13 protein-coding genes are annotated in these 13,510 nt (G+C 35.2%); 4 read left to right on the plus strand and 9 right to left on the minus strand.

Annotated elements, in window-relative coordinates:
• Window positions 1–167: 167 nt before the first annotated feature.
• The gene (gene ruvC, locus ACFO3O_RS22205) at window positions 168–722 is read right to left on the minus strand and encodes a crossover junction endodeoxyribonuclease RuvC (protein WP_379983015.1); all 555 of its coding nucleotides are present in this window, start codon (window positions 720–722) and stop codon (window positions 168–170) included.
• A gap of 81 nt (window positions 723–803) precedes the next feature.
• Between ruvC and ACFO3O_RS22210 the strand changes: the two genes are divergently transcribed.
• The 3 genes from ACFO3O_RS22210 (at window position 804) to ACFO3O_RS22220 (ending at window position 3,933) form a co-directional block, all read left to right on the plus strand.
• Window positions 804–1,772: a hypothetical protein gene (locus ACFO3O_RS22210; protein WP_379983017.1), complete on the plus strand. Its 969-nt coding sequence runs from the start codon at window positions 804–806 to the stop codon at window positions 1,770–1,772.
• Entirely contained in the window at window positions 1,769–2,908 is a 1,140-nt protein-coding gene (locus ACFO3O_RS22215; protein WP_379983018.1) for a glycosyltransferase family 2 protein, read from the plus strand. Before ACFO3O_RS22210 ends, ACFO3O_RS22215 begins: the two co-directional genes overlap by 4 nt.
• Window positions 2,909–3,057: 149 nt before the next feature.
• On the plus strand, window positions 3,058–3,933 hold the full coding sequence (locus ACFO3O_RS22220) for a hypothetical protein (RefSeq protein WP_379983020.1): 876 nt from the start codon (window positions 3,058–3,060) through the stop codon (window positions 3,931–3,933).
• An 11-nt stretch (window positions 3,934–3,944) separates the two neighbouring features.
• Here the strand turns inward: ACFO3O_RS22220 and ACFO3O_RS22225 are convergent, their stop codons facing one another.
• The 6 genes from ACFO3O_RS22225 to ACFO3O_RS22250 form a co-directional block, all read right to left on the minus strand.
• Window positions 3,945–4,427 carry a hypothetical protein gene (locus tag ACFO3O_RS22225; protein ID WP_379983021.1) on the minus strand — a complete coding sequence of 161 codons (483 nt, stop codon included), beginning with the start codon at window positions 4,425–4,427 and terminating at the stop codon, window positions 3,945–3,947.
• Between the two features lie 64 nt (window positions 4,428–4,491).
• Window positions 4,492–5,688: a tetratricopeptide repeat protein gene (locus ACFO3O_RS22230; protein WP_379983022.1), complete on the minus strand. Its 1,197-nt coding sequence runs from the start codon at window positions 5,686–5,688 to the stop codon at window positions 4,492–4,494.
• 32 nt (window positions 5,689–5,720) lie between these two features.
• The gene (locus tag ACFO3O_RS22235; protein WP_379983023.1) at window positions 5,721–6,941 is read right to left on the minus strand and encodes an alpha/beta hydrolase-fold protein; all 1,221 of its coding nucleotides are present in this window, start codon (window positions 6,939–6,941) and stop codon (window positions 5,721–5,723) included.
• 13 nt (window positions 6,942–6,954) lie between these two features.
• Complete coding sequence (locus ACFO3O_RS22240; RefSeq protein ID WP_379983024.1) at window positions 6,955–8,310, minus strand: M56 family metallopeptidase; 1,356 nt, start codon at window positions 8,308–8,310, stop codon at window positions 6,955–6,957.
• 86 nt (window positions 8,311–8,396) lie between these two features.
• Entirely contained in the window at window positions 8,397–9,917 is a 1,521-nt protein-coding gene (locus tag ACFO3O_RS22245) for a M56 family metallopeptidase (protein WP_379983025.1), read from the minus strand.
• Window positions 9,914–10,279: a BlaI/MecI/CopY family transcriptional regulator gene (locus ACFO3O_RS22250; protein ID WP_379983026.1), complete on the minus strand. Its 366-nt coding sequence runs from the start codon at window positions 10,277–10,279 to the stop codon at window positions 9,914–9,916. The genes ACFO3O_RS22245 and ACFO3O_RS22250 overlap by 4 nt, the downstream gene beginning before the upstream one ends.
• 135 nt (window positions 10,280–10,414) lie before the next feature.
• Between ACFO3O_RS22250 and ACFO3O_RS22255 the strand changes: the two genes are divergently transcribed.
• Window positions 10,415–10,924 carry a DUF456 domain-containing protein gene (locus ACFO3O_RS22255; protein ID WP_379983027.1) on the plus strand — a complete coding sequence of 170 codons (510 nt, stop codon included), beginning with the start codon at window positions 10,415–10,417 and terminating at the stop codon, window positions 10,922–10,924.
• A 255-nt stretch (window positions 10,925–11,179) separates the two neighbouring features.
• Here ACFO3O_RS22255 and ACFO3O_RS22260 read toward each other — a convergent pair whose 3' ends face one another.
• A complete protein-coding gene (locus ACFO3O_RS22260) occupies window positions 11,180–13,132 on the minus strand; it encodes an OmpA family protein (protein ID WP_379983028.1) in 1,953 nt (650 codons plus the stop codon).
• Between the two features lie 41 nt (window positions 13,133–13,173).
• On the minus strand, window positions 13,174–13,510 hold a 337-nt coding region (locus ACFO3O_RS22265; RefSeq protein ID WP_379983029.1), incomplete at its 5' end, for a type IX secretion system membrane protein PorP/SprF.

Here is a 13,510-nt window from a genome sequence, read left to right on the forward strand (position 1 = left end):
TTAATGGGTTAATGGGTTAATGGGTTAATGGGTTAATGGGTTAATGGGTTAATGGGTTAATGGGTTAATGGGTTAATGGGTTAATGGGTTAATGGGTTAATGGGTTAATGGGTTAATGGGTTAATGGAAAATACAATACCTAGCGATATGGAGGGAACTATTGCTAATTACTTTTTAACACGTTTTTCATTTTGCTTTACAAAGGCTTCCCATCCTGTGTAACTTTTTCCTGTTTCTATCTTCCCAGAATTATAAAAATGACAAACAGCCGCCGCGAGTCCGTCGGTGCTGTCTAGGTTTTTAGGGAGCGTTTTCAATTTAAGGAGCGATTGGAGCATTTTAGCCACTTGCTCTTTGCTAGCATTCCCGTTTCCAGTGATCGCCATTTTTATTTTTTTGGGTAGGTATTCTGTGATGGGGACCTCACGACTCAATCCTGCCGCCATGGCAACGCCTTGAGCTCTTCCCAGTTTGAGCATACTCTGTACATTCTTGCCAAAGAAAGGGGCTTCAATGGCAATCTCATCGGGATGAAACGTATCGATCAGCTCGACGGTGCGTTCAAAAATGAGTTTTAGTTTAATGTAAGGATCCGTGTATTTGGAAAGTAACAACTCATTGAGTTGTAAAAATTCCATTTTCTTATCTACGACTTTGATCAATCCAAATCCCATGATGGTAGTCCCAGGATCAATTCCTAATATGATTCTTTCTTCTTTCAAATGAGAAGTTCTAGTGTTTACCAATTAAAATTTACAATACCTTGTATCGTTTCATTGGTATTATTTGTTACTTTGTTTGTTATGCAAGGCGTCTCCCACAAAGCTACACAATTCTTAGGCTATAGTATCAAAATTCTGATTTTGGCTATGACCGTTTTTTTGGTGGGAAAACGACTAGCGCAAGATACGGCTCCTATTCTAGAACATACAAAAGATAATTTTATATCAATATTTACATATAGCAATATAGCAATATTACTATTACTATCTCTTTTTAATTGGGTTTTTGAGATTCTAAAATGGCAAGCCTTAGCGAGTCATTGTGGTCATATCTCTACACAAGAAAGTACCAAACACGTATTAAAAGCGCATATCACATCGCTTATTACACCTGCAAAATTGGGTGAATACGGTGCCAAAGCTTTATTTTTTCCTATAGAACAACGCAAACACATTCTTTTCTTAACGGTATTAGGTAATGGTTATCAAATGCTGGCAACGACTATTTTTGGAGTGATCGGTATTGGGGTTTGTGTGTTTCAGCTGTTTCCTTCATTAAAATGGCATTATATCATCGCATTACTTTTAGGAGCGTTGACCGTTTTTATGATCCCTCAACTCTTAGCTAAGATCCGATGGAGTGTCAAAGGATACTCTTGGAAGCGCATTCGCAACTTTATAAAAACCATTGCTTTGCACACTAAGCAGAAAGCCGGCTTCTTTTCTTTTGTGAGATATGTATTATTTGCGCATCAGTTTTATTTTTTGCTTGTCTTATTTGGAGTAGACATCACGTATCTACTGGCCATGGGATTGATCACTACGATGTATTTGGTGAGTTCGTTGTTACCCATGCTGCAGGTATTTGATGTTATTGTAAAAACGGGGGTTGCTGTAATGGTATTCTCATGGATTGCTGTACCCGAAATCACCATCATTACCATTTCCTTTTTGATGTGGTTTTTTAATGTGGTTCTTCCTATTCTCCCTGGGAGTTATTTTATGATGACAGATACCTCACTCACACGTCAAAAAACGAGCGTTTTATGAGTGTAGTTGCGGTTATGTATGTTATTATGATAAGCTATATCCTGCTTATAGGAGCGCTATCCTACGGTGCTCGGAAAGTATCTAGTTTCACACCTTCAGTTCAGGTTCCAAAACAAGGGTTTTCTGTGATTATTCCTTTTCGGAATGAGGCTAATCATCTTCCTGGATTACTTGAAAGCATCGCAGATCTAGACTATCCTACCTCCTTGTTTGAAATTTTGTTGGTGAATGACGACTCAAATGATGCCTCGGTAGCATGTATTGCTTCTTTTATCAAGGCGCATCCAAAAATAAATATCAAGATTTTAGAGAGCATTCGGGTTTCTGACTCTCCAAAAAAAGATGCGATTCAGACGGCTATTGAGACGTCTCTATTTTCTTGGATCGTAACGACAGATGCCGATTGTATCGTTCCGCCGTTGTGGTTAAAAACACTCAATGCCTTTATACAAGAAAACGACTGCAAGCTCGTGGCAGGCCCTGTGACATTGCCATACAGGTCAGCTTCATTCCTACAGGTTTTTGAACGGATGGACACACTCAGCCTTGCAGGCGCAACCATGGGTGGTTTTGGAATAAGACACCCCTTTTTGTGTAATGGTGCACATCTAGCTTATGAAAAAGAGGCTTTTGTAGCTGTAGGAGGGTTCCATGGGAATGATCATATTGCTAGTGGTGATGATCATTTTATGTTAGAAAAATTTAGTATTACCTATCCCAAGCAGGTGCATTATTTAAAATCACAACAAGCTATCATTACGACCCCTTTCCAAGAAAACTGGACTTCTTTTATTTGGCAACGAAAACGTTGGGCAGCAAAATCCATCGGCTACACCAGTCTCTTCACAAAGAGCGTTGGGCTTCTTATTTTACTCGCTAATCTGGTGTTTGTGGTTGGGGTTGTTTTTGCTTTCGCGAAAGCGGACACAGCAGCATTCCCTTTTTATACCCTCCTCTTACTAAAAATAATCACTGATGCTTTTTTACTCTATCCAGTGGCTCAATTTTTTAAAACCCGAAAGGTTTTCCTCTGGTACCCTCTATGTGCACTATGGTATCCTTTTATAAGTTCCTACATTGCATTGATCTCGTTAAAAGGGGGATTTATGTGGAAAGACAGGTATTTTAAGAGATAATGTAGGAAGAACCGTCCAGTAGATACTAAAAGAGAAATTAGTTAATGAAACACTATTGATGTATTGGATTAATAGACCAAAAAAACAGAGATTCCCTGTATAGCGGGATCTTTGTTTTTTTGTTACCTTTAAAATCCAAATCTACTTTTATGAAACGCATCCTATTCTTTCTTTGTGGACTCCTACTGAGTCTTTCAACCGTTACCGCACAAACTGATACGTATACGGTAAATAATCAATCCTATGAGCTAAAAACAGAAGTAGCGGGCACTCTTACTTTACTGTGGAATACCTTTAGTCAAGAGTACCGTTATTTTGCAAAAAAAGGAACTACAGTTATAGAGCTTACAAATACCAAAGAGGGCAGAAAATATCAAGATGAGTATAAAAAACAGCTGCAGGAACTGACATCTGATACCGCTATGGAAACTGACAAAGTGAAGTTGACACTAGCCAGTTTACGACGTTTTTTTAATGACTATAATAAAAAAGTGGACCCATCGTATGCTGAAAATAGCTTTCTAACTAATATGGAGTATCGTTTAGGGGTTTTTGGAGGAATTACGAACAGTATCTTTGTCGAAAATCCAGACAATATCTCCAATCCACAATTTGGAGTTGATTTCGAGTTGTATGATGCGACTGCGCTTCCTAGCCATTCGATTGTTTTTCAGTTTAAACAAACGCTCTCTACAGATGAATTTGACTATAGTGCTTCTCAGTTTTCTATTAATCATCGTTTTAAATTTATAAAAACACCCGCATTTCAAATATATCTTAACACGAAGTTGGTGACCTTTACAGCTTCAAAAAGAACAGAAGAGATTATAGAGAATGATATGATCACTTTTGAAGAAGATTCAGGATCGAGTTTGCAAGGACCTCTTGTTTTTGGACTGGGTGCTGATATAAAATTAGGCAAAGGGTATTTGTCACTTAATTACAATGATGCCTATTCTTTTGTGATCGATGACAACGGAGAATTTCCTGTTGATCTCACGATTGGATACCGATTTGTCTTGTAGTTTTATACCTGTTATTCATTTACTTTTAAAATCACAGGTACTTTAAATTTTGTTTTGACAGGCATCGATCTTTTGGTGGCTGGAGCTGGTTTTGGTAGTACACGTATGGCATCATGAATCCATAAAGGTAATGACCGAATCTCTTGAGTTACTATGGGTGAAAGATCAATATGCTCTATACAAAACTGTCCTTTTTCATCTACCACAAGATCAATCCACACCGTATCATGTATAGACTCTTTTACAATAATGGTGTGGTTGCTAAGCTCGGAGTATAGTGTGTTTGTAATAAAATCCTCAAAACAGTCTTTTAAAACGGTTTTTTCAGAAAGTTCACTACAGCTTTCAAAAACAGGATAGGTATCTACCTCTGTGATATCAATGCTATTTTGCTCTTGTTGTAAGAAATCTTCAGTAGATATCTTTTTAGTCTCCCAACTTGTGCAAGATGCTAAAAGCACACAACAAGCTAAAGACATAAGACGAAGATTCATATCAGTTAATTTCTTGGATGAAATTTACAATATTATATGATGTTCTCCTAGATGGGAGAACTTTTTAATCTTCTCCTTCTTTTAAAAAGAGTTCTTGTTTTAATTGCGAAAGACGCCTTTCTGTCATCGTAGCATAAAATACAGATAATCTATCTTTTGAATCTTTGTGTTTTTCTAGAAAACGTTCATACAACTTGACCACTTCTTTTTTATCTTCATAATAATTATCTGCACAGACGACTATATCATATTCTGCTCGTATTAATGTAGGGTCTATCTTGAGGGCTTTTTGATATTGCCCAATAGCATTTTCAAACTTTTTATTGATTTGATACGCCCTTCCTAAGGTCATATAAATATCATCTAGTGGTAAATCTTTAAAATAGAGTGCTTGTTTTGCATGGTATTCGGCTTTTTCTATATCTCTTGTCAATCCGTATAACTCGGCAAGTTTATGGTGCAGACCATAATCTTCTTCATCTATCCCTACTAAAATTAAATATTGATCAATCGCTTTTTTGTATTTATTAGTCTTGTGATAACTAACGCCTAAATTATTATGAATAAAAGGCGAAGACTGTCCTAAGGCTATGAGTTTTTCAAACCAAATAACAGATTCGTCAAACCATCCTCTTAAGTAATAATTCTGTGCTAGAATATTAACCATTTCAACATTCTCAGGATCGATGTCTAAGGCTTTGAAGCAGATTTTATCCACGATAGGGTAATCGCGTTGTCCTAAATAATGCAATCCTAACTGGTACAATGCTTTCTGGTGTGTGGAGTCTAGCTGTACTGCTTTAGAAAAGACATCTTCACTTTTAAGAGTTGCTTTTTTCTTCCAGATGGAATCTCCTTTCTTTTCAAGTTGTTTGATAGCTCTTCCTCGCTGGTAGAAATACTCTGGATTGTCTGGATAGGCCGTAGCTAATCCTGAAAAAATAGAATCGGCAGTGAAGTAATCACCTCTGTTAATTAAGAGTCTTCCATATTCTGTTGCGGCAATGGGTTGATTTGTATGTTGGAGAAGAAATTTTTTATAGTTTTCTAACGCTGCTTTTGAATTTCCCAACCCTTTATAAGAACGTGCAATTTGCAATGTAACCGGGCTCTCTGGATTAGACACTTTTTGATAGTTCTTAATAGCTTTTGTATAACTGCCTACTGCATACAAACTATCTGCAACGGTCAAAGCCGAAGACTGAGCTTCGGCTTTAAAGATGATCATATTTAAAAAAATGAGTAAAAGGTATTTTTTCATATACTATTTTAGTTTTAAAAGGCAATTCTTATCTACTTGCTTTTAATTTTATTTAATTTTTCTTGCGCCTCTTTATTACCATCTATTTCAATGGCCTTTTCAAAGAAATTAATAGCTTCATCCTTTTTCTTTCGCGTGATGTAATAATCTCCCATTGCTACATAACTTCTAGACTCTTTTGGATAAAACTTTAGATTCATTTCTAAATAAGCTTGTGCCTTCTTTGGTAAGTTATGTGATGTTAGTATAAAAAAACCAACATCATTTATAAACTGCCAATCGGGTTTCATTTCACGCTTGAATCGCTTACTTAACTCCTCAAAATGAGGGTAAAAAGGTTCCGTCAACTCTTCTGCCGAATATGCTTTAGGCGTATTAAATCTCCATCTTTCTGGAAATGGATACCACGAAAACAAAGCTCTTAAACCATTATATAATCCTGGCACCACAACACTTCCATGATCTTCATTTCCTTGATAATCCCACGTAAACTCCAAATGATCCTTGTTTTTTACCAATATATCGTGAAAGTTAAGATTTGCTCTTAACATTTCTGTTGGTTCAGATTTTAGTTTTCGCACCTTAACTGTGTCTATACCAGTACTATTAGCTACTGCAATATATAGTGATTTATTTTGATGGGATGATGTAGATGTATTTAGTAACGCTTTAGATTGATTCACTAGGTTTTCTTGATCCCACCAAAGGCTTGGATCAATAGCTAGGTAGTGATCAAAAACGTCTGGGTGATGTGTATACGTATAGAGTACAAAAAGGCCTCCTGTAGAATGTCCTATAATGGTACTCATTGTATCAGTAGGATACTTAGTAGCTACATACGGTTTTAATTCTTTTTCTATAAATGTCATAAAATTAAGAGCACCACCAGAAGTTTCTGATGTGTGCCCTCTTTGAAACACAACGTTTGTGGGCGTGAAATCTCTGTTTCTGTCTGTATTTAAAATTCCCACAATAATAGATTTGGGTAGATTCCATTTTTCAAGAAGTTTTAAAATACCCGTAGCAGTGTAAAAATGCGCTCTCCCATCTAACACATAAATGACAGGATATTTTTTGTCTTCTTCTATTTTTTCTGGAACATGAACCCAAATTTCTCTTTGCTCATTCAGTGTTTTTGAGAATAAAGAATCAACCGTACCTATGACTATTTGTTTCTCTTCATTTGAAGAGAACTGTGCTGTGGCACAAAAATTTATACCTAAAAATACACTAATCAATAGTAGGCTTCTCATTTGATTTATACCATTATTTATTTATAAAAAAAATTATAGGAAGCTCGTATAAAACACCTACTGTTTTTCCTTCATGTTTTCCAGGTATCATCTTTGGTATTGTTTTGACAACTCTTATGGCTTCTTCTTCTAATTTAGGATGTCCACCGCGAGCTCTAACATTTACAATATTTCCTTCGACATCTATTTTAAAAACTGTAGTGATCTTAGTTCTGACTCCTACAATTCCTAATTCTTTTGGAAGGTCCATATTGAACTCTTTATTTACATGCATTGATACTTTTTGAGAAGTACATTTTGCTATTTCTTCCTTAGAACCTGAACATTCTTTATAAGTAGGCACTTGTTGCACCACAGCAAATGGTATATCCAGATCATTAAGTACATCGTCATAGGTACTATCTCTTAAAATATGCTCATCCTTTGAAGTCACTGCAGTTAATACTTTAAGTGCTTTCTCTTCTTCCTCCGTTAATTCTCCTTGTTTTGCTATCGAATTTTTGAGCATTTCAATATTTCTGATTATCTCACTATCAGAATTAGAATAGCTAGTCCCTCCTGCTTGTGCATCTGTACAAGCGGTGTATACCAATATAGAGAAAAGTGCTGGTACTAAGAATAAATATTTTGCTTTTGCTATTTGTTTTGATTTTGTTTTCTGTAACATAATAATTCGTTTTTTGATGATGGAATGATTAAAAAATGGATTGATGAATGAGAATTGTTTGGTATCAAAAGCTGTATTGAGTAATTCTTCGTAATACTGCTTTTTTGAGATATTCCCTATAGCATATCCATCGGCTAAGTACTCATGTACGAGCGTGATTTCTTTTTGAAAGAGATATATGAATGGGTTAAACCAAAACACAATACGCAACACTTCAAAAAACAGAAGATCCAATGTATGTCTTTGCTTGATGTGGATACGCTCATGTGTCAGTATTCGCTTTCGCGAAAGCGGACTTAACTTCTCCCCCAGAAATATATAATTAAAGAATGTAAATGCCTGTGTACTATCTGGCAAAATAATAATGTGTTTCCCCTTTTCTTTGAAACGAAAAAGACGCATACAATGAAATAGTTTATAACTAAAAATAAGCGTGCTTATTACTAAACCTATATAATAAACATGCATCCAATTAAACACATATCCTTTTGTTTCTGAAATGATCACACCTGTAGAATTTGTGGTATCTACAATCGTATCATCAAAGTTTTCCAAAATAATTTCTGGAAGTATTTCGGCAACTTCTTGAACAGGAATTAGAGCTTGCAATGCAGCAATCTTCAAAAAGGGTAATACGATGGCTAGTATAGGAGTTATGAGTAAATACATCCTATTGTAGGTGAAGAAGGTTTCTTTTTTCAAAAAAACCTTATATCCTACCAAAAATATTGCTTGAAAGCAGAGTATTTCTATCATGTATCTTATCATAACTCCTTAGCTATTTTAAACTATGATTGAATTTTAAATGTAATAGGTAAACTGTATAATACGCCAACGGGTTGTCCATTCTGTTCTCCGGGTTGCATTTGAGGAAGTGTTTTCATTACTCGCTTTGCTTCTACTTCTAGATCTGGATGTGGTGCGCGCGCTCTTATATTTACTATATTTCCTTGCTTATCAATCTTGAAAGCTACAAAAACTCTATTGATGCCTGTTAATCCTAGCTTTTTTCCTAAAGATACGTCAAACTCATTCGCCACATGTTTAGAGACTTTAGCGCTCATACATTTTTTACGTTCTTCATTAGTTCCAGTACATTCTGCGAATGTTGGTGCTTTTTCGATGACCGCAAAGGGAATATCTTGACCCATTTCATACTCAATTTCTTTTTCTCCTGGACGTATATCAAATTTCTGCTTCTGGATATCTTTAACCCCTACTTTCTTTTTTAAATTTTTGATGAACTCAGCATATTCATCAAGATCTTCTGAACTTAAATTATCACCTTTCTGGAGGTAATAATTTTTTACTTGATCAACAAGTTTTGTGTACTCTTCTTCTGTGATGACACCTTCAGGAACCTCTATAACTAATTCAGTAAGAGGAACTATTTCTGTATTATCTTGTGACACTATTGTGGTATCGTCAGTACACGAAACATAACATAGTATCCCAAAAATTACAGGAAGAATAAACGCATATTTGAATTGTGCGATTTTTCTGGATTTTACTTTTTGTAACATAATAATTCGTTTTTTGATTAATGAATGATTGAAAAATGGATTGATGAATGAAATACTTTCTGTCCTAAATACTTGTGACAGTAAGCTTTGATAATAGGTTTTCTTACCTCTTTGAGAAACTACTTTAGCATCTGCTGTATACTCTTGAAGTAGCATCATTTTACTTTGATATACATATATTAGTGGATTAAACCAGCATATAATACGAAGCACTTCAAAAAATAACATATCAAATGAGTGACGTTCTTTAATATGAATGGTCTCATGTAGCATGATATTATCTCGTTGTGCATCTGAGAGGTTTTCTCCTAAGAAAATAGTATTGAAAAATGAAAAAGCAGTATCTGTATTTGGTAGTGTAACGATTTGTAAATCTCCTATTTGCTTCAGGGTTCCTCTACTTTTTAAGTGTTGTATTTTTATCACTTTATATACAAAATATGCAAACGTAATAACCATTCCAACGATCCATATACCAAGCATCCAGGTGATAAAGTTTATAGGTTTTGTACCCGTAAGTACAATCTCATCAAGCATTCCGCCATTTAAGGCAGCATCAGCAATACTTGTTTGTAATAATACTTCTGGTAATGCAATAGTATAGGACGTGGGTATTGTTTCTCGGATGGCGTCTATCTTAATAAAAGGAAGGATGAAGCTAAGTATAGGTGTTATAAGAAGGTAACATCTATTCCAAGTAAAGAACGTTTCCTTTTTTAAGAAAATATCATATACTACTAGAAATAGCAATTGATATGCAATGATCTGGAGAATATAGTGTATCATTGATTTTCTTCTTTATTAATCTCTTTCATGATCGCTTCCATTTCAGACATATTGATATCGTTTTTCTTCATGAAAAAAGACACCATACTTTTAAATGAGCCTTGAAAATACCCATTCATCAACTTATTAAGAGTTTGATGGCTGTACTCTTCTTTGGGTACTATCGGAAAATAAATATGACCTCTCCCCTCTTTACGATACCCTACAAATTCTTTATTTTCTAGGATTCTAATAATCGTAGATACCGTGTTGTATGCTGGTTTTGGGTCTGGAAATTCCTCTATAACAGCAGCAACATTTGCTTCTTCTAGATTCCAGAGAATTTGCATAATATCTTCTTCGGCTTTTGTAAGTTGTTTCATTATCTGAATTTCAATTAGTAATCATTACAACACAAACATACAACTAAATATTTAGTTCTAACTAATTATTTAGTTAAAAATTTGTAACAAAGCCTCTTTTTTTTCGTCCTATGGTCTGTAATCACATATTTTTTAATGGATTTACTTCTTGTCTTTGTTAGTTTGCTCCTTATTTTTTTAGGTATTATAGGGAGTTTTTTACCCGTATTGCCTGGCCCTCCTGTAAGTTGGCTAGGACTTTTAGTATTACATCTTACCAAAGCGATCCCTATGGATTATGTCTTTTTAGGGATCACCTTATTTGTAGCTATTTTAATTTTTGTACTAGATTATATTATTCCTTCTATAGGCACCAAGCGTTTTGGAGGTAGTAGAGCAGGTGCGATTGGAACCATGATTGGGTTGTTTGTCGGTATTTTAAGTCCTATTCCTTTTGGGATTCTCATTGGCCCTTTTGTAGGCGCACTTATTGGAGAGCTAGTTTTTAATCAAAGTGACTCACAGACGGCTTTTAAGGCGGCTGTAGGTTCTTTTCTGGGATTTATAGCATCTACCTTTATGAAGTTTGTTGTAACGGTCATATTCCTCGGTTTATTCGTTTATAAACTATTTGCCTACGGAGACGTACTTTTTGTTTGGTCTTAATAGGATGTACTGACTTTAAGGAATGTTGTATACGCTTTCGCGAAAGCGTACCAAAAAGAATTCATCAGGAAAGCCGGGGTGTTGAAATCCAATCTAAAACTGAGACAAACCTTAAATTCCGCTGAAAAAGCAAAATTCATTCAACGATCTGTTTTTACCTGTATTAGCTCGCAACTTTTCAATAAAGCGTTTCACACATAAAAAAAACCCTTCATTTCTGAAAGGCTTTTTAGTAGTAAGGTATGAAATTCTTGCTTATTTTTTGATCACTATAAATTCTGATCTTCTGTTAAGTTGGTGTTCTTCTTCAGAACAGTTTGAATCATTACCACAGTCATTTACAAGTTGTGTCTCTCCATATCCAGCTCCAGAAATTCGATGGCTCTCAATGCCTTGGTCAATAATATATTCTACAGTAGATTTTGCTCTTTTATCTGAGAGACTTAGATTATAACTATCGATACCTCGGCTATCTGTATGCGATCTTGCGTCTATCACCATGTTAGGATACTGCTTCATTACAGAAATTACTTTCTCTAATTCTAACGCTGCATCTGGACGGATGTTGAATCTGTCAAAATCAAAATAAATAGGATTAAGGTCTAAAAGGATCGTTAGATCGTCTCCTACCTCTATAGGTTTTTGAGTAAGTTCTAACTGTAAATTGTTGGTAATGGTTGTTGACTCATCTGGTGTAACAAATACAACCTCGTCTCCATTAAAGGTTTCTTTAATGGCTCTTACAATATATTGCTCTTCACAATTTGCAGTGTCAAAGTTGTAATCTCCATTAGCCTCACTCAACATCGAACTTACTACTTGGTTCTCACTATCTAATAATTGTACTGTAGCGCCTTGTATGGGAGCTCCTGACTCTTTATCGAGTACTTTTCCTTTTACTAAAATATCACAAGGTATTTCTTCTTGTAAAAAACGATAAATATCATCACTCCCCATCCCTGTTTTACGATTGGAAGCAAAGTAACCAATCTTTGTGTCATCATTTAAAATAAATGTAAAATCATCATACGAACTATTGATAGGTTTTCCAACATTGATGATTTCTTGTTCATCGCTTTGTGATTGGAAACTGGTCACATATACATCAAGACCTCCTAATCCTGGATGACCGTCTGAGGCAAAGTATAAATTTCCGTTTTTACTCATAAAAGGGAAGGTCTCTCTTCCTTCTGTGTTAATACTAGGCCCTAGATTTACAGGAGTACCATAGGTTCCATCTTCAAGGATATCTACCACCCAAATATCAGAAAGTCCAACCGTACCTTCCATATCTGATGCAAAGTATAATTTGGTGTTATCTGCATTTAAAGAAGGGTGCGCTGTTGAATACTCATCACTATTAAAAGGCAACTCGACAGCTTCTGTCCATCCCTTACCTTCTTCTCTAGTAGATTTATAAATTTTGAGCTTATTGGTTCCGTTTTTATCTTTCTTGTAGGTTCCTTTTGTGTAGTTATTACGTGTAAAGTACACCGTGTTCCCGTCTTTTGAAAATGTGGTTGTACTTTCGTGAAATTTTGAATTTAACTGCTTGTTAAACTTTGAGGGTTTTGAAAAAGAGCCTGACTCTTCTCCTACTCGTGTTTGGAATAAATCTAAGAAGGGCTGGTTATTCCATTTATGAATACGCCTAACACCCCCTCCAGAATCTCTAGAGGATGCAAAAATTAATCTTCCTTCAAACTCAGTCGGTGCAAAATCTGAATATCTTGAATTGATACTTCTAATATCTTCAAGGATGTATTTACTTTTCTTGTATTCTGATATTTCACGTAAGTAATCGGGAGATTCTGCAAATAATGTTGCTCTAGTATCTGTGTCTTTTAATTGATTAAATTTGGTCATCATAGCATCAGACAACTCATAGTTTTTTAATGCTCTCAATGTTTGTGCATATCTAAAATAATATTCTGGCTGAATCTCTTCCTGATATTGGTCTATCAGTTTTTTATACCATACTTCTGCACTTGTATATTCTGCGTTAAAATAATAGGAATCGGCTAGTTTTTGAAATAAATCGGCAGATTCATATCCTTTTTCAACCACATCGAGATATATTTTACGAGCATCTACAAAAGCATATTGATCAAATTTTTTGTCTGCTCTAGATATCTTCCCTTCTTGAGCAAAGCCAATTCCCCCTGCTACTAAAAATAAAGTGGTTAATATATAAACGTGAAGTCTCATGAATTCTATTTTTAAATAATAATTATACGATCTTCCCTTTATTAAAAGAATCTAGGTGTTAATAACCTATCATATTCGTTAAAGAGTTCAAATCTAAGGAAAACTTCAAAACTTCCATCATTAAATGTCGTATTGCCCAAATCTGTAGTCTCCCGATCATATGCAAGACCTATGAGCATACTGTCTGATACTTGAAAACCTGCAAGACCACTAAATGCGGCATCCCATCTATATGCAGCGCCTAAATGCAGCTTCTCTAGAAATAAGAAATTTGCTGTAAGATCTACTTGTAAAGGAGCTCCAGCTACCGCTTTAATCAATGTACTTGGCTTGAATTTTACTTGGTCAGAAATATCAAAAGCATATCCTAATATTCCG

Source organism: Dokdonia ponticola, from assembly GCF_042653865.1.
Lineage (GTDB): Bacteria > Bacteroidota > Bacteroidia > Flavobacteriales > Flavobacteriaceae > Dokdonia > Dokdonia ponticola.

Coding starts and splice junctions, on each gene's coding strand:
- ACFO3O_RS22215 (WP_379983018.1), top strand. CDS start 1,769: ATGAGTGTAGTTGCGGTTATGTATGTTATTATGATAAGCTATATCCTG.
- ACFO3O_RS22255 (WP_379983027.1), top strand. CDS start 10,415: ATGGATTTACTTCTTGTCTTTGTTAGTTTGCTCCTTATTTTTTTAGGT.
- ACFO3O_RS22230 (WP_379983022.1), bottom strand. CDS start 5,688: ATGAAAAAATACCTTTTACTCATTTTTTTAAATATGATCATCTTTAAA.
- ACFO3O_RS22210 (WP_379983017.1), top strand. CDS start 804: ATGCAAGGCGTCTCCCACAAAGCTACACAATTCTTAGGCTATAGTATC.
- ACFO3O_RS22235 (WP_379983023.1), bottom strand. CDS start 6,941: ATGAGAAGCCTACTATTGATTAGTGTATTTTTAGGTATAAATTTTTGT.
- ACFO3O_RS22260 (WP_379983028.1), bottom strand. CDS start 13,132: ATGAGACTTCACGTTTATATATTAACCACTTTATTTTTAGTAGCAGGG.
- ACFO3O_RS22245 (WP_379983025.1), bottom strand. CDS start 9,917: ATGATACACTATATTCTCCAGATCATTGCATATCAATTGCTATTTCTA.
- ACFO3O_RS22220 (WP_379983020.1), top strand. CDS start 3,058: ATGAAACGCATCCTATTCTTTCTTTGTGGACTCCTACTGAGTCTTTCA.
- ACFO3O_RS22250 (WP_379983026.1), bottom strand. CDS start 10,279: ATGAAACAACTTACAAAAGCCGAAGAAGATATTATGCAAATTCTCTGG.
- ACFO3O_RS22225 (WP_379983021.1), bottom strand. CDS start 4,427: ATGAATCTTCGTCTTATGTCTTTAGCTTGTTGTGTGCTTTTAGCATCT.